The organism is Spirosoma agri (assembly GCF_010747415.1).
Taxonomy (GTDB): Bacteria; Bacteroidota; Bacteroidia; order Cytophagales; family Spirosomataceae; genus Spirosoma; species Spirosoma agri.
The window spans coordinates 3,384,620-3,405,343 of sequence record NZ_JAAGNZ010000001.1; the positions used below are offsets into that span (position 1 = coordinate 3,384,620).

General features: G+C 52.6%; 15 protein-coding genes. 7 read left to right on the forward strand and 8 right to left on the reverse strand.

Features of this window, described 5'->3' with window-relative positions; genetic code table 11:
• On the reverse strand, positions 1-1,761 hold the full coding sequence (locus GK091_RS14125) for a purple acid phosphatase family protein (protein ID WP_164039200.1): 1,761 nt from the start codon (positions 1,759-1,761) through the stop codon (positions 1-3).
• 107 nt (positions 1,762-1,868) lie between these two features.
• Positions 1,869-3,122: a DUF819 family protein gene (locus GK091_RS14130; protein WP_164039203.1), complete on the reverse strand. Its 1,254-nt coding sequence runs from the start codon at positions 3,120-3,122 to the stop codon at positions 1,869-1,871.
• 114 nt (positions 3,123-3,236) lie between these two features.
• On the opposite strand from GK091_RS14130, the gene GK091_RS14135 reads away from it, so the two are divergent.
• The 4 genes from GK091_RS14135 to GK091_RS14150 all read left to right on the forward strand — a co-directional run bounded on the left by GK091_RS14135 (position 3,237) and on the right by GK091_RS14150 (position 6,775).
• Positions 3,237-4,637 (forward strand): ATP-binding protein, encoded by a 1,401-nt coding sequence (locus GK091_RS14135; protein ID WP_164039207.1) that lies wholly within the window; start codon positions 3,237-3,239, stop codon positions 4,635-4,637.
• Between the two features lie 18 nt (positions 4,638-4,655).
• Positions 4,656-5,036 (forward strand): response regulator, encoded by a 381-nt coding sequence (locus GK091_RS14140; protein WP_164039211.1) that lies wholly within the window; start codon positions 4,656-4,658, stop codon positions 5,034-5,036.
• The gene (locus GK091_RS14145) at positions 5,033-6,079 is read left to right on the forward strand and encodes an adenylate/guanylate cyclase domain-containing protein (RefSeq protein ID WP_164039214.1); all 1,047 of its coding nucleotides are present in this window, start codon (positions 5,033-5,035) and stop codon (positions 6,077-6,079) included. Before GK091_RS14140 ends, GK091_RS14145 begins: the two co-directional genes overlap by 4 nt.
• Positions 6,080-6,181: 102 nt before the next feature.
• Entirely contained in the window at positions 6,182-6,775 is a 594-nt protein-coding gene (locus tag GK091_RS14150) for an HD domain-containing protein (protein WP_164039218.1), read from the forward strand.
• Positions 6,776-6,898: 123 nt separating this feature from the next.
• Here the strand turns inward: GK091_RS14150 and GK091_RS14155 are convergent, their stop codons facing one another.
• Positions 6,899-10,114: a cyclic nucleotide-binding domain-containing protein gene (locus tag GK091_RS14155; protein ID WP_164039220.1), complete on the reverse strand. Its 3,216-nt coding sequence runs from the start codon at positions 10,112-10,114 to the stop codon at positions 6,899-6,901.
• A gap of 378 nt (positions 10,115-10,492) precedes the next feature.
• A complete protein-coding gene (locus GK091_RS14160) occupies positions 10,493-12,427 on the reverse strand; it encodes a sensor histidine kinase (protein ID WP_164039223.1) in 1,935 nt (644 codons plus the stop codon).
• A 240-nt stretch (positions 12,428-12,667) separates the two neighbouring features.
• Here GK091_RS14160 and GK091_RS14165 point away from each other — a divergent pair, with 240 nt between their 5' ends.
• On the forward strand, positions 12,668-13,990 hold the full coding sequence (locus GK091_RS14165) for a PQQ-dependent sugar dehydrogenase (RefSeq protein WP_164039226.1): 1,323 nt from the start codon (positions 12,668-12,670) through the stop codon (positions 13,988-13,990).
• Positions 13,991-14,092: 102 nt separating this feature from the next.
• Here the strand turns inward: GK091_RS14165 and GK091_RS14170 are convergent, their stop codons facing one another.
• From GK091_RS14170 to GK091_RS14180, 3 genes are all read right to left on the reverse strand, one after another.
• Positions 14,093-14,554, reverse strand: a complete 462-nt coding sequence (locus GK091_RS14170; protein WP_164039228.1) for a YybH family protein — start codon at positions 14,552-14,554, stop codon at positions 14,093-14,095.
• A 114-nt stretch (positions 14,555-14,668) separates the two neighbouring features.
• The gene (locus GK091_RS14175) at positions 14,669-15,358 is read right to left on the reverse strand and encodes a YMGG-like glycine zipper-containing protein (protein WP_164039231.1); all 690 of its coding nucleotides are present in this window, start codon (positions 15,356-15,358) and stop codon (positions 14,669-14,671) included.
• Positions 15,359-15,662: 304 nt separating this feature from the next.
• Positions 15,663-16,805, reverse strand: coding sequence for a DEAD/DEAH box helicase (locus tag GK091_RS14180; protein ID WP_164039234.1), 1,143 nt, complete (start codon positions 16,803-16,805; stop codon positions 15,663-15,665).
• Positions 16,806-17,142: 337 nt separating this feature from the next.
• Here GK091_RS14180 and GK091_RS14185 point away from each other — a divergent pair, with 337 nt between their 5' ends.
• Complete coding sequence (locus tag GK091_RS14185; protein ID WP_164039236.1) at positions 17,143-17,853, forward strand: hypothetical protein; 711 nt, start codon at positions 17,143-17,145, stop codon at positions 17,851-17,853.
• 55 nt (positions 17,854-17,908) lie between these two features.
• On the opposite strand, the gene GK091_RS14190 is transcribed toward GK091_RS14185, so the two are convergent.
• Positions 17,909-19,249 (reverse strand): DEAD/DEAH box helicase, encoded by a 1,341-nt coding sequence (locus GK091_RS14190; protein WP_164039239.1) that lies wholly within the window; start codon positions 19,247-19,249, stop codon positions 17,909-17,911.
• Positions 19,250-19,324: 75 nt separating this feature from the next.
• On the opposite strand from GK091_RS14190, the gene GK091_RS14195 reads away from it, so the two are divergent.
• The gene (locus GK091_RS14195; RefSeq protein ID WP_164039240.1) at positions 19,325-20,659 is read left to right on the forward strand and encodes a DEAD/DEAH box helicase; all 1,335 of its coding nucleotides are present in this window, start codon (positions 19,325-19,327) and stop codon (positions 20,657-20,659) included.
• Positions 20,660-20,724: the final 65 nt, after the last annotated feature.

Sequence of the window (20,724 nt, forward strand, 5' to 3'; positions counted from 1 at the left end):
TCACAGTTTAAAGGTCATCCGGGCCAGCAACTTGGTCCCGACCCGGGCGATGAACAGGTAATCGCCCGGAGGTACAGCGATCTGCTCCCTAATGTCAGCCGTGTTTACGTACTGCTTCTCAAAAAGGACAAGTCCCTGTTGATCCGTGATGTGCACGTCAATTGTTTGGGGAACCGGTACCGCTACGTTAATGGCCGCTGAACCCGTAGCAGCGTTGGGCTTGACTGTGATCTGACCGGAAAACTGCACATTATTATCCGTCGAATTGTCCATATCGACCGTAAACGCATCCATCAAACAACCGTTCTGATCGGTAACGATATACGATGTCGGCACCGATGGCGACACATTGATGGTGCGTTCCGTCTGACCGGAACTCCAGGTGTAGCTTCCCGGCCAGGATGCCGTCAACGTGAGTGGTTTACCGGGTTTAGTCAGGAAATAGTGGCGTTTGTTTACGTTCTTGAGCAGCGTGAATTTATCCCGGACAACACCGTCGGCGGCTACCCACTGCGCATCAAGCCGGTTATCGGTCACATCAATGATCATCGAGCCACCCACCTGATTGTTCGTGTAGACCATTGCCGGATGCGGAAATCCGGGAGCCTGCCCACCCAGTTGTCCACCGCTGCCGTTGACGACATAAATGGTCCCCGCCTGCTTATTCACGATGGGGCAGGAATTGGGCGACCCGTCGTAGCGGGCGTTGCTTTTCGACACGGCGTGCTGGTTACTATCGAAAGTGCCTGACTGTCCATAGTGTCCTTTCATCAGGTAACTTCGTTCGTACAGGTGGCTATGGCCCGACAAGACCAGATCGACACGAAACTGCTCAAGAATAGGCGTTAGCTGTTGACGGATCTGAATCATGTCATTATCAGCGTCCGAATCACGTTGTCCCTTGCTGTAGGGTGGATGGTGAAAAAAAACGATTGTCCACGGTAACTGGTTGGCGGCTAGATCCCGCTGTAACCATTGGGCCTGCCGACCCGTCGGATCATAGACGCGGGTGCCATCGTTACCCTCGGAATCAAGTGAAACGAAATGAATATTCGCATAGTCGAAGGAGTAGTTCTGTTTTGAACCCGATGGCACACCACCCGCTTCCCCCTGTTGCGGAACGCTGATGAGCTTAAAATAATCGATATTTAAATTGTTCGGATTATCAATGTATTCATGGTTTCCAGGGGTCGGCCAGGAAGGTAAATGCTTTAGAAGATCGGTATATACATTAAACAGGTTCTGTTGAAATTGATCGTCAAAACCCTGATTATAGGCATTATCACCGAGCCAGAGCCAGATATCAGCGGGACGATTTTGCGTAGCCTGGCGGAACTTATCCAGTACAGCAGCTTGGTTAGCGGTTCCACTACCGAAATCCCCGAGTGCCCATATCCGAACGGGAACCGTACTTCCCGCAACGGGTGATGTTTGAAAATACTGATCGCCAGACACCATCTGATCACCCGCCGACGAGCCCACCGCGTAATAGTAGCGGGTGGCGGTTTGTAAGCCCGTTAACGTAACAATGTGCTCGGTTGTCGAATTAACGTCCGTAAACTCCTGATTGAGTTGACCGTTGGTCGTGCCATACCGAATGCGGCTGTTGGTTGGCTGATCAGTACGCCAGCGGATGGTTATGCCCGTAGGGGTAACGGTTTGCAGATAGGGTGAGCGGGTAACCGTTTGGGCAACAGCAACCGAGCTTAGCAGCACAAACCCAACGATCCAGACGTAACGAAGTAGAACGATTCTCAACATAAATTACTGATAAAGACCATTAAAGGTACGGAACTTTAGCGAGGGTAACCAGATCACTCAACCAACCCGTTTATTCTGCCGGTATCAACACCGCAAATCGGTTAGCCTCATGGAACCAGTTGCATCATCCAGGCGCAGGCAATTCCGCCGTAGGTCCCCAGTACGTGACTAAGGACGGCCAGCAACACGCCTACCGGTGCCAGCGCCGGGTGAAAGACCGAAGCAACCGCCGGGGCCGTTGCAATACCGCCAATATTCGCCTGACTCCCCACCGCTACGAAAAAGTAGGGCGCTTTGACCAATCGGGCAACGGTGAACATAACCAGAATGTGAATGAGCATCCAGATAATGGCGACGACGAATAACCCCAGATTGCCACTGATATTCGATAGGTCGAGTCGCATACCGATCGTCATGATCAGGAAGTAGATGAACAGCGTCGATAAATCCGTTGTTCCCAGCTTTTCGAGTTTGCGGGCGCGGGTAAATGACAGGCCAATACCCAACGTCGTCGAGAGAATCACAACCCACAGGAAGTTCGACAGGAACGGTTCCAGGCCATGTGCCCGCATCCAATCAGCGTTGGGTAGAAATAATTGGGTCAGGTAGTGGGCCAGTCCGTGGGCAATGGCGGCACCGCCGAAGCCCAACGCCAGAATCGTCGCCAGATCGGTCAGATCAGCGGGTTTGTCGCGCTCCTCCCGGTAGCTTAGTATCCGCTCTTTCACCTCCTCAATGCTTGACGTATCAGCCTTTAGAAATCGATCGATTCGATCTGAGAAAGCCGCTCCGTAGATCAGGCAGGCCGTCCAGGTGTTTGCGACCACCGCATCGACAACCAGGACAATCACAAACAGCGCTTCGCTACAGCCGTAGATTTCCTTTAACGCAATCTGACTGCTGCTGCCACCAATCCAGCTGCCCGAAATGGTAACTAGTCCTTTCCAAAGCTGCTGATCGGTAGCCTGCTGCCGAAATTCGGGGGATAGTGCACTCACCAGTGCCAGAGCAATAGGCCCGCCAACGACGACACCCACCGTTCCGGCCAGAAAGACCAGCAACGCTTTATTCCCCAGCCGCAGAATGGACCGCAGATCAGCGGTAGAGGTTAGCAGGACTAGGGCTGCCGGCAACAGATACTGCGAAGCGACCGTGTAGAGCTTCGATTGCTCACCCGACAGGATACCAAAGCTGTTCATGGCTCCCGGAAAAATGTAACAGAGCAACAATGCCGGCACCCAGTTGTAGAATGTCTGCCAGCCCCTGTGTTCAGACCGGGATGTATGGAAAATCAGGGCCAGTAAGGCCAGTAGAATGCCCAGAATAACGGCATCCTGGGTGATCAACGGTTGCTTCTGCATAGCGAATCGCGGGCAAATTCAGGCCATAAGCTACTACTATTATATTTTTTATGCTCTCTCAGATAGTGTTATTTTGCGAAACCCATCTATACCTTTATCCAATCATTGACTCCTATGGATTTCGACAGTGGCCTGGTCCTGAGCATCCCGATTGCTATTTTCACCCTGCGGTGGTTCCGTCGATTCATGAGTACCGAGACGCGCCTGCCTCAATGGGATAATTTATTAAAGCGGGGCTGGCTACTGTTTATCGTTTTCTTCGTTATTGGCAAACTGTTCTCGGTCAAGGAAGGTGTCATAGAAGACTGGTACTTATTTTTTGTCTTTGGTGGTATTGTCGCGGCTCTGGTACAGATGCGGGATTATCGACCTGCCCGAACGCTGCTGCTGGCCGTGGTCCCGGTTATGCTTTGCTTTCTGCTTTCGCTGCTTATAGAAAGTATCGCACCCAGCCTGATGGAACGCTTCGAGGACCTGGTTGGCTCGTCGTGGGTGTTTACCATCATCTGGCTCGGCACCTTTACCATTTACGCCCGTAATCAGCAGAAATCCATCGAAACCGAACGCCTGAAGCGGGAAGCCGAACTGGCGAAAACGCAGCTCATCGTGGGCCACAACGCCGAACTCGAGCGTCTGGTAGAAGCCCGCACCGCCGAGTTGAACGGCCAGAAAGAAGAACTGGAACAAGCCCTGACGAACCTGCAAGCCGCGCAAAATCGACTGATTCAATCCGAAAAAATGGCCTCGCTGGGTGAACTCACGGCGGGTATCGCCCACGAAATTCAAAATCCGCTGAACTTCGTCAATAACTTCGCCGAGGTATCGGTCGAGTTGGTCGATGAACTGAAAGAAGAACTGGAAAGGCCCGAACTAGATACGGACTACATCAAGGAATTGGCCGACAACCTGATTCAGAGCCAGCAGAAAATTCATCACCACGGACGCCGGGCCGATGCCATCGTCAAGGCCATGCTCCAACACTCCCGCAGCAGCACCGACGAGCGGCATTCCATTGATGTCAATGCCCTCTGCGATGAATACCTGCGCTTATCGTACCACGGTCTTCGGGCAAAGGACAAGGAATTTAATGCGGAGTTGCTTACCCAATTCGATCCGACGGTGGGTAGGATAACGGCTGCCGGACAGGAAATAGGCCGGGTGATGCTCAATCTGTTCAACAACGCTTTTTACTCGGTCTCAGAAAAGAAAAAACAGCAACCCGCAACCGGCACGTATATGCCGCTGGTGCAGGTGTTTACCAAACGCCTTGACGGTCAGGTCGAGATTCGGGTACGCGACAATGGTCTGGGTATTCCACAGGCCGTTATCGACAAGATATACCAGCCTTTTTTCACCACCAAGCCAACCGGCGAAGGCACCGGACTGGGTCTGTCACTCTCCTACGACATCATTACGCAGGGACACGGCGGCACGCTGGCGGTGAACACGGTTGAGCAGGAGTTCGCCGAATTTATCATTACACTACCGGCATCAGACAGAATCAGCGTATCTTAGATCATAAAATTACTTCACATGAAAATATTGGTGGTAGACGACGAGACGGACATACAGCCGCTCTTTGAACAGCGGTTCAGACGGGAGATCCGGAGCGGCACCATGTCGTTTGCGTTCGCCAATTCGGGTGAGTCAGCGTTGGCCTACTTGGCACAAAAAGGAACCGAAGCCGTTCTGATTCTGTCCGATATCAACATGCCCGGCATGAGTGGCCTCGAACTGCTGCGTCGGATTCGGGGGGGGCATGCGGTGCCGCCACCGATTGTGATGATGATCACGGCTTATGGTGACCAGCAGAACTACGATCAGGCTATACGGGACGGTGCCGATGACTTTTTAACCAAACCAATCGATTTCGCCGAGTTGAAGAACAAACTCAGCCAGTTGAATCCGTTATGAAGACAAAAATATTAGTGGTCGATGATGAGACGGACCTTGAATTGCTGATCAAACAGAAATTCAGACGTAAAATTCGGGAGAATGTATACGAATTTATCTTCGCCAGTAACGGCCAGGAAGCCCTTAGCAAAATAGCCGAACATCCTGATACCGAAGTTATTCTAAGTGACCTGAACATGCCTGTCATGGACGGGCTTACCCTGCTGACCAAACTTCCAGAGCGGAGTGCGCTGCTAAAAGCGGTGGTGGTATCCGCCTACGGCGATCTGAACAATATCCGTACCGCCATGAACCGGGGGGCCTTCGATTTCGTCATGAAGCCGGTTGACTTTGCCGACCTCGAAATCACGATCGAGAAGACCATCAGTTACGTGGCGCAGCTGCGCGAAACGCTCCGGGCCGTTCAGGAAAATAACATTCTGAAAATGTATGTCGACGAAACCGTGATCAACTTCATGGCCCGGCCCGAATTTGCCAACAGCCTGCTGGTCAGCGAAACCGTTGAAGCGACTGTGATCTTTTTCGACATCTGTGGGTTCACCGCCATATCCGAAAAAATGCCGGCGGCCGAAGTGGTTCGGCTCCTCAATACATACTTTGATCAGATTGTCCAGGAGATTATTGCCCAGGGCGGTTATGTCGACAAGTTTATGGGGGATGCCGTGATGGCCGTTTTCCGGGGCGCTCACCACCTCGACCGTGCTATCGACGCGGCTTTAGCCGTGCGGCAGCAAATTCAGGCGAATCAGCTACAGGTGTCGAATGGCGTTGAATTTCAGCCAAGCGTATCGACGGGGATCAGTACGGGCGAGATGGTATCGGGCAATATCGGTTCAGAATCGCTCCGGCGGCTCGATTATACCGTTATTGGCGATACGGTCAATCTGGCCCAGCGCCTTCAGTCGGTAGCCAAGCCCAACCAGATCCTGATTAACGAAGCTACGTACCAGCGGGTCAAGGAGTCGTTTCAGTGCGAACGGGTTGGGGATGTAAGTCTGAAAAACAAATCCAATGCGGTTACTATTTATGAAGTGCTGGCCTGACCGAAACAAGTCGCGGTAAACGAGTGCCTGGCACTGATTTTGCGACCGTTTATGTAGCAACTATTCATTCCTCCAATAAATAGTCGGGAAACAACCAATTGTATGAACTACCAGGCTGCCAGCGACTATATCCTGCATCGACTACGGACACAGCTGTCGCCGTCCTTGTCTTACCACGGTGTTCATCATACGCTGGATGTTCTCCAGACGGCACAAGCTTTAGCCGAAGCCGAAGGTATAACAGACGAAGCATCACTGATATTGTTACAAACGGCGGCCTGTTTTCACGATGCGGGCTTTCTCACAACGTATGAGGGGCATGAGGAACAGGGTTGTCTGCTGGTGCGCGAGGTCTTACCCGGTTTCGGGTATTTGCCGGAACAGCTTGAGATGATCTGTAGCCTGATCATGGCTACGCAAATTCCGCAATCGCCCCAAACCCACCTGGAGCGTATTCTGTGCGACGCCGACCTGGATTACCTGGGCCGTGACGATTTTGCACCCATTGCCGACTCCCTTTTCCAGGAATTGCGGACGCGGGGAAGCGTGACCGATACACCGGTCTGGAACCGGATTCAGGTAAAATTCCTGGAAAATCACCGTTACTGGACACCAACGGCGATTGCTTGGCGACAGGCTGGCAAAGAGCAGCAGCTGGCTGCATTACGGACGCTGGTAGAAGCCGAAACGAACTGATCAGCTATTACCAAAAAAAACGTACCACGGGTTTTAACCCGTTCGCGAATTGGTTCGACGAAAAACCGGTAGTACAAGTATAGACCGCTTTGTAGCCATTTAGTTGGCTGAACAGGAGTCTGCTTAAACCGAGGCCGATAAATCGCGCAGGACTTCGTTCTGCCGACGCAGCCGCTGACACAAGGCCCGTACGATATTCTGCAATACCTCCCCCCGCTCTTCCATCAGATCGTAGAAGTCATCCTGATCGATCCGGAAGGTCGAAGCATCGGTTAGGGCAATGGCCGTTGCCGAGCGGGGTTCGGCATCCAGCAGCGCGAGTTCACCGAAGAATCCCCCTTTCAAGAACGTTGCCAACTGTTCTGACCCGTCGTAAATGCCTACTTCACCGTCGTAGATGATGAACAGACTGGTCCCGGTCTCGCCTTTGGCGAAAATTTCCTGTCCTTCGTGGTAGGTCACCTCGTTCATGATCTGAGCGACACTGCTAAGCACGTTTTCAGGAGTATCGGCAAAGAGCGCAGTTCGTTTGAGCGCAACGATGCGGTCGATGACCGAAATCTGGGCGGTTTGTGAATGAGTCATGGTTGTAGAAGCGTGTCCAGTTGATACCTTATAACGATCGGCTTTAGGCGGGTCCAGTTGCTGAAGTGCGGCCAATGCACTTTCCTGAATGAGCGGATTCGTCGATTGTAGATAGTTATCCAGGTAGCGGGTCAGCTGGCCGTCCGGAACAATCTGGCGCAGCGCTACACTGATCGTCCAGTCAGTGAAGGCCCGCTCGCCCTGCTGAACCACGTAAATCCGTATCGGCTCGGCATCGGTAAGCGGAGCCGTCAATTTCGTTAGTAATCGAACCTTCTCAGCAACGGGCAACTCGTCAACTAACGCTTGCAAGCTCCGGTACACAGGCTGCGGTATCAGGTTGTCGAGCATTTCGAGCGCGTTGGCTTTCCGGTCGCGGGCAGCATGAGAAACCCCACGTTGCGCATCGGCAATCAACTGTGGATCGTAGAGCTGCATCAATATCCCAAAAACGCGTTGCTGGAGTAACGTCAGTTCGTACGCCAGACAAGCGGCCAAATAGGGGTCCGACTCGCTGTCGATTCCCGTAATTAGCCGCAGAGCCAGTTGCCACTCGTCATCAAGGAGTGTCTGAAACCGACCCGAATCAGCGGCATCGGGCGCAAAACGACGCAGCGACCGAATAGCGGCCGCCCGCCAGAACAGATTAGGTTGTTCGGCCAGTTCGACTAATAGTTGTCGGCTTTCGGGAGTAGCGATCTGTTCGCACACACCCGCTATGCGCTGGATTAGCAGCGGATTGGCCGATGGCTGCACTGCCGCCCGCAAGAAAGGAATAATCGCTGACCCACCATTTGCCAGACTTTGTACGGCAACGCGTCCTGATTTTGGTTTGGTCAGCAAGCCAATGAGTTGTGGGGTTAGCTGAGCATCAGCCGCCTTGCCAGCGGCCCGTATGCCGGCCTCTTGCAATCCTCTATCCGAGCTTCTCAGCGCGGCTTCGACCAGTTTCTGCTGCTCAGGCTGGGTCATGAACGGCAACAGATCAAGCGCTTCAATGCGGTGGGTCGTATCGTCGGTAGCCAGTAAATCAGCCAGTTGAACCCGCGCTTCCGGATTTGCTGGGTTCGCCGTCAGGCGTCCCTGGATCGATCCCGTCCGACTATAAACATCCGGCTGTTGCCCTAATTCGGCCAGTTGATGCGAACTGATTTTGGGATGCTGAACCAGCAAACGAGCGGCTTTTTTTCGCAATTGCGGATCAGAATCGGTCGTGGCAACAGTATGCAGTACCAAGAGGTCCACCTGCTGGCCGACCGTGTTTATGGTTCGTTCCCGTATCACTTTATCGGCGTGTTGCAACAACAAGGCCGACTGCGCCACCAGGGTAGCTGGTTCATGTTCCTGAAGCCAGTCGATGGCATTTAGTACATCGGCGGGATACGGGCTTTGCAGGTTATTGATGATCACCTTACGGGCAGCAACGGGCAACAGGAGGTCATCGCTTCCCAGAAACCGGCGCTCCAATGCGCCTTTAAGCGTGTCGAGGTAGTGTCGGTAGGTCTTGTTCAGAAAGTAGATCGCCACTACCATAAACAGGGCCATCCACAAAAATGGAATCCAGTAGGGCAACGTCGGCACGTAGTGGAGGCCGATGAGGAGTGCCCCCGCCAGCGCCATACCCATCGGCTCGTAAAAGCCCTTCACCAGCGTATGCCCTTTCAAGCGAGTGTGTGGCGTAAGCGGCTGGAACAGAACCAGAAAAATTGGATCGAATACGGACCGGCGCAGCACTTCCAGCAACAAATACAACCCGCAGAAATAGACCAGCAGTCCGGTTTCGCTAACGCCTAGCTCCAGCAGAATACCAAACACAACAATGCTTAGTAGACCCGCCAGCGGCAATACCGCCAGCGACCAGCGAATACCGATCCGCTCGAATGTTTTCCAGGAAAGGACCAGTTTGAACAGGAGAGCTGACAAGTAGGTCAGGATCAGTATGATGCCAATAAACTGCATCAGGTCTTCCTGATGATGGAATTTTTCTTTGACGTTGACAAAAAAGAAGTACTCCACACTCGTGACCACGCAGGCAATGGCCGCCAGACTCAGGCACATCGTAAACACAAGTTCGCTGCCACCAAACAACTGCTGAACAAGCGGTGGTGGTGGTCGCCGGTGCAACCGGGCTTTAGTTGGGGCCACATCGACCACATGCAGCCGGATCGTTTGCCGTACGACATACATGGCCGCCCCAAACGCACCGAAAGCGGTAAGCAGCAGCAGAATCAGATCGGCATGGGCGTGTACAAGTACCGACAGCAGCGCACCGAGTGCTTTAGCGGGCATATCGCCCGAGCTGATGATACTGAACAGCCGTTTGCCCTGCCGAACATCGAAAACGACCGCCGACACGCCCCAGAATTCCAGGTTGGTCAGCAAATAGATCATTCGGTAACCGACCATAATTGCCACCGCCGACGCCACCGAATGTCCCCACAGCACAAACAAACCCAGTATGAACGTCATGACGACTACGGCCAGCAATACGCGAACGGCCAGCCGTTTCAAAAGCAGATGATGCTCAAAATAGGTGTACACCCGACCGACGACCATCATGGCCAGTGCCGCGCAAACGTAAGCAATGGGCAGGCTGGTTTGGGGATGATTTTCGAGCAGAATGACATTGGCCGCTACGTAGATCAGGATGGTGCCAATACCCAGAAAGAAATTGTGCAGAAAAAAGAGCCGGACTGTTGCTGCTTCTGTTGAGCGAACACCAATGAAACGATACCAGGCCTGAGCAGATGTCATTATAAGAAGAAACAAATGTAGCGCTAGCGCACTGTTTATCTATTCAGCGTCGAAAACGGCGAATAGACCGTAAAATAACACAAAGTTGCCGTTATTGCTCAACGCGCCAACCAAAAGAATTGAGTGTATGGCCTGTGTTTGTCCGGAGAAGAGCCCGCCGATTGACTGTTTATTGACTACCAAACCGCTAGATATCTTGCGTTAAGCGGTGGTGGGGGTCGGTCTTTTCGTTTAACAGCAAGGGGTTTGTTCCAACGCTATACCGGCACCATTGATCCGTTGGGTACCGACCCAGATACAGCTATTTCACAACCGTCATCTTTCCGAGCGGTTTCCGGATTCGACGGTCAGGATTGAAACGATGCGATACCATCGTTATCAACTGATTGCGGGCAAGGTTATGGTTAGTTCCGTAAATTCTCCTTCCCGGCTAGCCAACGTGAGCGTTCCTCCATGCCCTTTGGTGATGATGTCGTAACTCAGCGACAAGCCTAAACCAGTGCCCTGACCAGTCGGTTTAGTGGTGAAGAACGGCTGAAAAATCTTCTGCCTGATGGCGTCCGGAACCCCTATTCCGTTGTCGCGGATTGTTATACGGATCTGGTTCGCCTGTCGGCTCGTGTGCACCGAAACCACTGGCTGATAGCCGGGTTCATTGCTTTGCTGCCGCTTCTGTACTGCGTAGAACGCGTTATTAAACATATTGAGGAGCACCCGGCCTACCTCCTGCGGCACGACGTTAGCCTCACCCAGCGCTGGATCATAATTGGTTTCCAGGTGCGCTTCAAAGGATTTATCCCTCGCCCGAAGGCCGTGATACGACAGCTTTGCGTACTCATCGGTCAGGGCGTTCAGGTCCGTAGGTTGTTTGTCGCCCCCGCTCGTGCGGGCATGTTCCAGCATACCTTTCACAATGGCCGAAGCCCGCTTGCCATGCTGGTTTATTTTCTGGAGATTTTGCTGCATGTCGCCGATCAACTCATTTTCCAGTTCGTCGTCGCGCTGCCCATTCTGCCGGTATTCGATCAGTTCATCGACCAGTTCCGAACTGACTTCCGAAAAGTTATTGACGAAATTCAGCGGGTTCTGGATTTCGTGAGCAATGCCTGCCGTCAGTTCGCCCAGCGACGCCATTTTCTCCGACTGAATCAGTTGAGCCTGGGTTGCTTTCAGTTCGGCCAGCGTTCGCTGAAGTTCCTCTTTCTGCTCGTTCAGCTGCCGATTGGCCTGCTGCTTTGCCCGGTTGTTGCGGGACAGAATCAGCGCAAAAACCGCCAACAGCGCAACGCAGCCAATGAGCGCAAAAACAAACTGCCGCTGCCGATACGATTCCTTATCGCGAAGCTGGCGGTCTTTTGTCAGCAGTTGAATCTGGTTTTCTTTCTTTAGCAGATTCTGCCGGTATTGCAGCGAAGCCAGTCGACGGGTCGTTGCTTCGGCGGTCAGGCTGTCTTTATAGGCCGTATACTGCAAAAAATAGCGGTACGCCTGCGCATAATCCCCTTCTTTGGCGAAAGCCTTGCTCAACGCCTGGCTCGAATCACGCAGTTTCTTGCGGGCGGTCAGTTGCTGTACCACTTTGGGACTACTGCTGACCGATTTGATGAGGGTATCGATCCAGCGATCGACGAAATCCGGCCTGACCCGAACGCGCCGGTTCAAATCAGGGCTATACGCCGGTGACGGTATAGGAATCGCGTTCAGAAACTCGGTAGGGATCGAGGGCGAAACGCGTATATCATTCGCTCGTTTTCGCTCGAATGCCCCGGTAAAGTCGCCCCCTCCATCGGTACTCTCGCCCCTCGCTGACCGAAATGACTTCCGATTCATCACACGGGCAGCCTTTTGCATCGTCGCTCCCAGCGCAATCATCACTTTTCCCACAGAGCCAGTCAGCGCGGGCGACACGCGACGGTACTGGCTTTGGATTCGACCAACCTCATCCAGTGCCCACCCCGCTTCGCCCATATCCTGAATTTGGTCAGCGGCTTTAGCGGCCCTGTCCAACAACTCCGTAGCGGCTTCGGCCTGCTGTTTGTCCGCCTGCAAAGCGGCCAACCGACACAAAGCAACGACCTGACCTGGCCAGTATCCCATCGCTCTGGACTGACCCAGTAACGAATCGGCGACCTGAGCCGAACTGATACGTTGGCTCAATGCCGTCTTTAACCGGCTGATGTCGCTGGCTGGACCCTGTTTCGAGCGAGTTGTCATACTATCCTGACGCATCTCCTGAGCCTGGACAGGACACACAAGCCCCGACAAAAAAAGCAATAGGTCAATCGTGATAACCAAGTGCGCATTGAGCTTCATTCGTACGATGTTAACGAACAATGGGATGAACTTCTGAGCATAAGAGTTGGGTAAATCTAACCAAGTTCCGTGAAACTTGACTCAATCGTATTGATTTGCCTTCCATCTGGACTTAAACCGGAATTTCTCTGTGGCGGTATGACTCACCCTACATTTGTGTGCGCCTGATTAGTATTTTTCGGCGACGGATCACTTACTAGAACAGTCAATCATTTTTCTGCTTCTGGCTTACCCTCTTTTATGAATTACCAATTCTTTACGGCTTCCTGCCTAACCGTTGCGCTGGCAGTCAGTGGCCGGGCAAACGCTAGTTCCAGCGATACTCCGCCAATCCGGTCGCCCCGCACGTCAGCAAAAACCATCGTTGCGGCTGACCTGAAACTTCCAGCCGGCTTTTCCGCAACCATTGCCGCCGAAGAATTAGGGTCCGCCCGCCATCTGGTTGTCAGTAAAAACGGAGACATCTACGTAAAGCTGGGGAAACTCAAAGACGGCAAAGGTATATATCGGTTACGCGACACCAACAAGGACGGTATCATTGACGAACGGGTCGGCTTTGGCGATTATCCGGGTACGGGTATTTTCCTGAAAAACGGGTATCTGTATGCCTCGTCAAATTCGGGCGTCTTTCGGTATAAACTGAATGACAAAGACGAAGTGATTGACCCCGATCAGCCCGAAAAGATCGTATCCGGCCTGATGGTCCATACCCGTGACCAATCCAAATCGATCGCCGTTGACAATCAAGACAATATCTACGTAAATGTAGCGTCCGATAATGACGCTTGCCGGGAAGCGGGTACGGGAAAAGGCATCATGCCCTGTCCCCTGCTCGATTCGGCCGCAGCCATCTGGCAGTTTAAAACGAATCGGCCTAATCAGACGTATGCCGATGGTGTTCGGTACACGACTGGCTTGAAAAACGTGGTTGGTCTGGACTGGAACTCGAAAAGCAATTCACTGTTCGTTACGCAGCATGGCCGGGGTCAGTTTCACGACTTCTACCCGCAATACTATACCGCCAAACAAAGCGCCGAACTCCCTGCCGAAACCATGTATGAGGTGCATAAAGGCGATGATGCTGGCTGGCCGTATATTTATTACGATCAGGTTCAGAAAAAGAAGATTCTGGCTCCGGAATATGGTGGCGATGGCAAGAAGACGGGTGGCGAAAAAACCATTGATCCGGTCGTGGCTTTTCCGGCCCACCTGGGACCAAACAGTCTGCTATTTTATACCGGAACCACTTTCCCGGTGAAATACCGCAACGGTGCGTTCATTGCTTTCCACGCGCAATCGGCCGAGTTGCACAAAGGCTACATGGTTGCGTTCGTGCCATTCAAAAATGGTAAACCTTCCGGAAACTGGGAGATCTTCGCCGATAATTTTGCCGGAACCGACCTGGTAAAGCCGACGGGTCCCGTTCAGCACCGCCCATGCGGTCTGGCGCAGGGTCCCGATGGATCGTTGTACGTAACGGATGATCTGAACGGAACGCTGTTTCGGATTGCCTACAAAGGCGCATCCGCTGGTCCGAAAAAATCGGCTTCGGCTTCCCGATAACAACATTGTCTTAAATCCAAATGGCCCACAACGATACAAAGAGCATAGAGATAACCTCTATGCTCTTTGTATCGTTGTGGGCCATTTAGTTTGCTCGTTCGATCAGTTCTTAGCCTGTACGGGCATATCCTCTAACTGGGCGTAACTTAGCAACCAGGTGCCTGCGTCGTTTTTCTTCCAGAGCAGGATAAAATTTCCTTCCCCGATGCCATGTGGCAGGTCTGGGCTGGATGGCAATACATCGACCGAGAATGTACCGGCTTCGTAGGCCGTACGGGTATCGGCACCTGAACTGACTACGTTCGTTTTCAGGTCAGACAATGATGGTAACGTTTCCTTCACCCATTTATTCGACACCTCTGATTTCCCCTTAAAGTGGGTGCTTCCCTGAAGAAAATCAACGTCTTCGGCCAGGAAGCCAACTATTTTGTCCGAGTTTTTCGAATTCCAGGCGTCGATAAATTGTCGGTTCAGGTCCTGAATATTCACCGCATCGCCCGATCTGGAGCAGGATGTGGCTAAAAATAACGTAGAAGCGAGTAAAAGCGAAAGGAATGGTTTCATGACTGATGGCTTTTGGGCAGAAGAGTCTCGTGCCGTGCCACGCGCTTATGACAGGCGTGGCACGGCCGAAAAAATGCCCGGTTAACTGAATGGTGTTTTTAACAATAGATTTCTCTACCAGCTTTTCCGTCTGTACTCAGAATCGCCGTAGGGCGTCGCCTGGTCCCCATAGGACTCGTTGGGCAGAAAACCCTCCCGCAGGATATACGATGCCGGAGCCGGATTCGAATTGTACAGCGCGGTCGGCTTCGGCGAAATAGCCGTAGCGGCCCTGGTAGTCGTGCCATTTGTTCGGGACGTGGCAACGTAAGGACGCAGGTCACTGTTGAAAGCCACACGGTCGGCCGCTTCGCGCTCGGCTTCGGCGCGTGCTGCTGCTTCACGTTCCGCAGCGGCAGCTTTTTTGTTTTTATTGTCGATATGCTTCCCGACACCGTAGCCGGCAGCCCCACCAACCACCCCGCCAATGACGCCACCAACCAGCCGATTCCGTTTGTTGATGATCGCTCCGGCGGCTCCGCCAACACCAGCGCCGATGGCTGTGCCCTTCGCTTGTGGGCTCCAGCGTTTTTTACTCTTTTTGCCAATGGCGTAGCCGCTCGCACCGCCCAGTACGCCACCAACCACACCCCCTACAGCGGGGTTACGCTTGTTGATAACGGCACCGGCTACCGCACCGACACCCGTACCAACGGCGGCACCGGTAGCCTGCGGACCCCAACCTAATCGGGCTTGCGCGTTAACTGAATGACCAAGCAATATGGCCCCTATGAACAAAATAAGTTTATTATGGATCGTTTTCATAGCCGTGGATTTTTAGTGAGTACCCGCGTTGATCATCTATACAAGACAAGCAACTAACCATACTTGTTTTGTCTAAGACCAAAATCGAGCCTATTGGTTTAATCTACGACAAAACAGGGAAGGGAGTTTTATGCACTTGGGCCTTTACAGTCCAGCGTCAGACAAACCCGGTTCGCCGATTGACAGAAAGACACCCGTCAGCTAATCAGACACCGAACTGGTTCGCTTCCGAGTACTGGTACGCTACTAAACTAAGGAGCAACGGATTTGGCTGGATCAGGCTCCGAACTAACAGGAGAAATCACTAGTACTTCAGCAGGTCCAGTTCGGCGGTTTCGAGTAGCTCAACCCGTTTTCCCATTTTTTTCTGGATAATCCGGAAGTGATGCTCGTCGTCCGGGCAGATCAGCGAAATGGCTTCGCCTTCGGCTTCCGCCCGACCCGTACGGCCAATGCGGTGAATGTAATCTTTAGGCGATCGGGGTAGTTCGAAGTTGATGACGTGTGGCAACAGCTGAATATCAATTCCTCTCGAAATCAGATCCGTAGCAACGAGTACGGTCAATCGGCCCGCTTTAAATTTGGTGAGCGCGTCCGTGCGGGCACCCTGCGTTTTTCCGCTGTGGATGGCAGCCGCCTGAATACCATTTTTATTCAGCTTGGTGACGACATTGTCGGCGGTTCGGGTGGAGGATACGAAGACCAGCACCTGCTTCATCTTACCCGTTTTGATCAGGTAGCGCAACAGGGGTCCTTTCCGTTCGGCGTCGACGCGATAGGCAACCTGCTTGATCAAGTCCAGATTTTGCTCCTCTTCGACAACCTCGATCGTCACCGGATTACGCAGCAGGTTCTGGTTGATCGTTTCGATGGCGTCGCCCAGCGTAGCCGAAAAAAGAATCGTCTGCCGTTTTTTCGGCAGCAGGTCAAATACCTGGTCCATCTCGTCGGCAAAACCAAGGTCCAGCATCTTATCCGCTTCGTCGAGCACCAGCAGTTCCACCGCCGACAGTTGTACAGCATTCGACGAAATCAAATCGAGCAACCGGCCTGGTGTAGCCACAACGATCTCGGCATCCCGTACCGCAATCATCTGGGGGTTAATGGATACGCCCCCGTATACGGCCAGTGTTTTGACCTGTCGGGGAATCGTCGCGCCAAACGTCTGAAATACCTCGGCGACCTGAACGGCTAGCTCGCGGGTGGGCACCAGCACCAGCACTTTGACGTCATTATTTTTAGGCAGTTGCCGACGCAGAAACAGTTCCAGAATCGGCAGCACGAAGCTGGCCGTCTTGCCGGAACCCGTTTTGGCAATTCCCAGAATATCTTTTCCCTGCAAAATGGCCGGAATGGCATCCTGCTGAATCGGATAAGGCTTTGTATACTGTTGAGCGTCTACTGCTTTCAATAGCGGCTTCGACAACCCGAGTGATGAAAATGGCATAGTAACGTACTGGTAAATCCGTGGATAGTCCCTGTCCAGATGCGTACAGGATCTGTCCACAAACGGACGGTTATTTTTTATTGATTAGCGAAAAAGGGCCTTCAAACCCACTCTTCGCTATTTCTTTTCTTTGGCAAGCCCTTTGCACCACTACTTGTCGTGCACACAACCAGCTTGCTGGCTTCTCTTAACCTTAGACGAATGCGTCCGAACGACTGAATCGATGGCAAGGAAACATTCCTTCATTCGATTGGGTCACCTGCCTCTCCTGGTGGTAGTCTTACGCATAGACCCGATCTACTCTGTGTTTTTCTAAGAACAGTAACCAGCAAATCCGATGTTCTCCCAAAAAAAATGCCCACACTGGCTGCTTCTGGCAGTCGGTACGCTACTTAGTCAGTTGCCGCTTCTGGCTCAGACCGATCACGCATCCTCAACGGCCCATTCCGGCCATCCCGACTCGACTGGTGCGTACTGGAAACTAAAAACCGATTACAAAACGCGAACGACCGGCATTCAGTTTTTCAACACGCAGCACCAGCTTATTTACGAAGAAAAACTACCCGGTCGCTACGTCAAACTGACCAAACGAACCGTTCGCGTTTTCGATGAGTTGCTGGATGGTTTGGCAAACCGCCGACTGCTGGACCCGCAAATCGAATCGCACGACTTACTGGCGAATAACCCGGCCCAGTTCGCCCGCCATTCGAAAACATCAGCGCATATTGCGGGTACTATAGCCAACAGCCCGGATCTGAACGAGTCAGTATTTACGGCAAATTCGGCGGTTACGGACCTGGGGAAACTGATACTGTACTGCACTAATCCTGACAAAGTTCCCGTTTATGTCACCCTATCCAGTGAGGATCAGCAAACGGACTTCTTCAATGAACGTAGTAAAGCCGTTGATTACACCCGCTATTTTGACATTAACCAGTTACCAGCGGGCACCTATCGGCTGAACATCAAACATCCAAAAAAGCTGTTTCGCTTCATGCTGACGATCAATCGGAAGGGCGAACGGTTTAGTATGGTGAACGTAAAGTAGCAGTTTCGTGACGTTCGTCGGACACCTGGTCCTCATACCGGCGAACGTCATCCGGTTAATCCCGCTTTTTCTTCCCGCCAACCCGCTTGATCGGTCTGCCGTATTTCAGCATCTTCTCGGCGGCATGGTCACGGCGCACGTTCACTTTTTTGTTTTTCGCACTCTTCTCATGAAAAGCCGGACCAACTTCCTCGCGTTTAGGCGTTTTTACGTCGATCGTTTTCATGTACACTTTCGGCTTCTCATCCTCGATCAGTTCGTCCGACATCGTGAGTTTGTCCGGTAGCGGTGACATCGGAACCTGAAAATTCATCAGTCCTTCGATCGTGGCCAGATGCTCTTTCTCAGCCTCCGTCACGAACGTAATGGCAATGCCTTTTTTGTCGGCCCGACCCGTACGGCCAATGCGGTGAATGTAGCTTTCGGGCACATCCGGCGTGTCGAAATTGATCACGTGCGACACGTCGGCCACGTCAATTCCGCGCGAAATGATATCGGTAGCGATCAGAATCCGGTATCCACCGGACTTGAACTGTTCAACGGCATTGAATCGTGCATTTTGCGATTTGTTGGAGTGAATGACACCCAGCTTATCCGAAAAATCGCCCTCCAGCTGGTCATACAGCAGATCGGCCAGGTGTTTGGTCGCCGTAAAGACCAGTACTTTGGTCATGGCAGCGTTTTGCTCGAGCAGCAGCCGAAGCAAATTGACTTTCGTGTAGAAGTTAGGGACCAGATAACCGGTCTGCTCAATATTTTCCAACGGAGTGCCCACAGGAGCCGCTTCGACACGAACCGGTTTATTGAAGTAGGCATTGACGAGTTGGTCCACGTCGTCAGTGAGGGTAGCCGAAAAGAGCAGGTTTTGTCGCTTGTGAGGCAGCAGATCCAGAATAATTTTCAACTGCGTACGAAAGCCAAGATTCAGCATTTCGTCGAACTCATCGATAACGAGCTTCTTGATCGCTTTTGTTTTGACGGCCCCATTCAGGAGCAAATCTGCCAGCCGACCGGGGGTAGCGACTAGTATATCGAGCCCTTCGCGCACCTCGGCCAGCTGTGATTTCATGTTGACGCCCCCGTATACGCCTACCGCCGTCAGGTTCATGTACGTCGTCAGCTCCTTGATGGCTTCGACTACCTGAACGACCAGTTCACGGGTTGGCACAATGATCAACAATTGGGGAAGTTTCTCTTTCGAGAATTGAAATTGCCGAAGACTGGGCAACAGGTAGGCAAACGTTTTACCCGTTCCGGTTTGCGCGATACCGCACACATCCTGACCAGACATGACGACCGAGAATACCTTCTCCTGAATGGTCGTTGGCGTCGTATACCCCCGATCGGCCAGGGCATTCAGGAGCGGTTTCGTTAAATTTAGTTCGTCGAAATTCATAGTTATGCTGTCTACCAAACCACGAAGGTAGGCTTAATCTTTAGTAGCCCCCGCATTTTAGGCTACTTTTACAGTATGATAACCCCTCAGCAACAAACACAATTCCTGACTAACCTGGGAATTTCGGCTTTGAACCCGATGCAGGAAGCTGCCCAGAAGGCGATCCGGCAGGACAACGATACGTTTTTGATTGCCCCTACCGGCTCCGGCAAAACGGTCGGGTTTTTATTGCCATTACTCAGTCTGCTTAAACCGGATCAGACAACCGTTCAGTGCCTGATCCTGGCCCCCTCCCGCGAACTGGCGATGCAGATCGAGCAGGTCTGGAAAAAAATGGGAACGGGCTACAAAGTGAACGTGTGTTACGGGGGGCATCCGGTCGAGATCGAGGTCAAGAACCTGAGCAATCCACCCGCGGTTCTGATCGGTACGCCCGGTCGCATTGCCGATCACATTACCCGCCGGACGTTTTCGCTGGATGGCATTCATACGCTGATCCTGGACGAATTCGACAAATCGCTGGCCCTGGGGTTCCATGACGAGATGGATTTTATCGTCGGTGGGTTACGTAATCTTCGGAAACGGGTACTGGTTTCGGCGACATCAGGCATTAGCATTCCCGATTTTATCCGGCTCAACGCGCCAACCAAACTAACCTTCACGGCGGAACCTGACGATCAGGCGGGGTTAACAACAAAAGTGGTCTATTCAGTCTCAAAGGATAAGGTCGATACGTTGTTTCAGTTACTTTGCTCACTCGATTCGGAAGCCGCGCTGATCTTCTGTAACCACCGGGATGCTGCCGAACGAACCAGCGAATTGCTGGCCGAGCGGGGCATTCGTTCGCTGGTCTACCACGGCGGTATGGAGCAGGCCGACCGTGAACGGGCGCTGATCCAATTTCGCAATGGCAGTACCCGCTATCTGGTCACGACCGATCTGGCCGCCCGTGGTCTCGACATTCCCGAAATGAAATACGTGATCCACTACCATCTGCCCTTGCAGGAACACGAGTTCACGCACCGGAATGGCCGAACGGCCCGGATGCACGCGTCGGGAACGGCCTACGTAATTTTGTCCTCCGAAGAGACGCCCCCGGCTTATCTGGACGCGTCGCTCGACGAGTTCGTTCTTCCAGCCGATGGACCAGCCGGACCAACGCTGCCTGCCCCCCCGGAGTACGTGACTCTTTACGTCAGTGGCGGAAAGAAGAATAAGCTCAACAAAGTCGATATCGTCGGCTTTCTTTCCCAGAAGGGACAACTCGACAAAGGTGATTTGGGGCTAATCGAAGTCAAGGATTTTATCTCATTTGCCGCCGTCAAACAGGCTAAAGTGCAGGCGCTCCTGGCCAGAATCAGCCAGGAAAAGATGAAAGGAAAGAAGTACAAAATTGAAGTAGCACGCTAAAAACACCGCCCGTTTGCCGATGCGCTGGCTCAATAGCAGAACATCGACGAACGGGCGGTAAAGGG

Bases quoted from the DNA above. Each gene is read 5' to 3' on its own strand.
- GK091_RS14125 (WP_164039200.1), bottom strand. From the start codon at position 1,761: ATGTTGAGAATCGTTCTACTTCGTTACGTCTGGATCGTTGGGTTTGTG.
- GK091_RS14130 (WP_164039203.1), bottom strand. From the start codon at position 3,122: ATGCAGAAGCAACCGTTGATCACCCAGGATGCCGTTATTCTGGGCATT.
- GK091_RS14135 (WP_164039207.1), top strand. From the start codon at position 3,237: ATGGATTTCGACAGTGGCCTGGTCCTGAGCATCCCGATTGCTATTTTC.
- GK091_RS14140 (WP_164039211.1), top strand. From the start codon at position 4,656: ATGAAAATATTGGTGGTAGACGACGAGACGGACATACAGCCGCTCTTT.
- GK091_RS14145 (WP_164039214.1), top strand. From the start codon at position 5,033: ATGAAGACAAAAATATTAGTGGTCGATGATGAGACGGACCTTGAATTG.
- GK091_RS14150 (WP_164039218.1), top strand. From the start codon at position 6,182: ATGAACTACCAGGCTGCCAGCGACTATATCCTGCATCGACTACGGACA.
- GK091_RS14155 (WP_164039220.1), bottom strand. From the start codon at position 10,114: ATGACATCTGCTCAGGCCTGGTATCGTTTCATTGGTGTTCGCTCAACA.
- GK091_RS14160 (WP_164039223.1), bottom strand. From the start codon at position 12,427: ATGAAGCTCAATGCGCACTTGGTTATCACGATTGACCTATTGCTTTTT.
- GK091_RS14165 (WP_164039226.1), top strand. From the start codon at position 12,668: ATGAATTACCAATTCTTTACGGCTTCCTGCCTAACCGTTGCGCTGGCA.
- GK091_RS14170 (WP_164039228.1), bottom strand. From the start codon at position 14,554: ATGAAACCATTCCTTTCGCTTTTACTCGCTTCTACGTTATTTTTAGCC.
- GK091_RS14175 (WP_164039231.1), bottom strand. From the start codon at position 15,358: ATGAAAACGATCCATAATAAACTTATTTTGTTCATAGGGGCCATATTG.
- GK091_RS14180 (WP_164039234.1), bottom strand. From the start codon at position 16,805: ATGCCATTTTCATCACTCGGGTTGTCGAAGCCGCTATTGAAAGCAGTA.
- GK091_RS14185 (WP_164039236.1), top strand. From the start codon at position 17,143: ATGTTCTCCCAAAAAAAATGCCCACACTGGCTGCTTCTGGCAGTCGGT.
- GK091_RS14190 (WP_164039239.1), bottom strand. From the start codon at position 19,249: ATGAATTTCGACGAACTAAATTTAACGAAACCGCTCCTGAATGCCCTG.
- GK091_RS14195 (WP_164039240.1), top strand. From the start codon at position 19,325: ATGATAACCCCTCAGCAACAAACACAATTCCTGACTAACCTGGGAATT.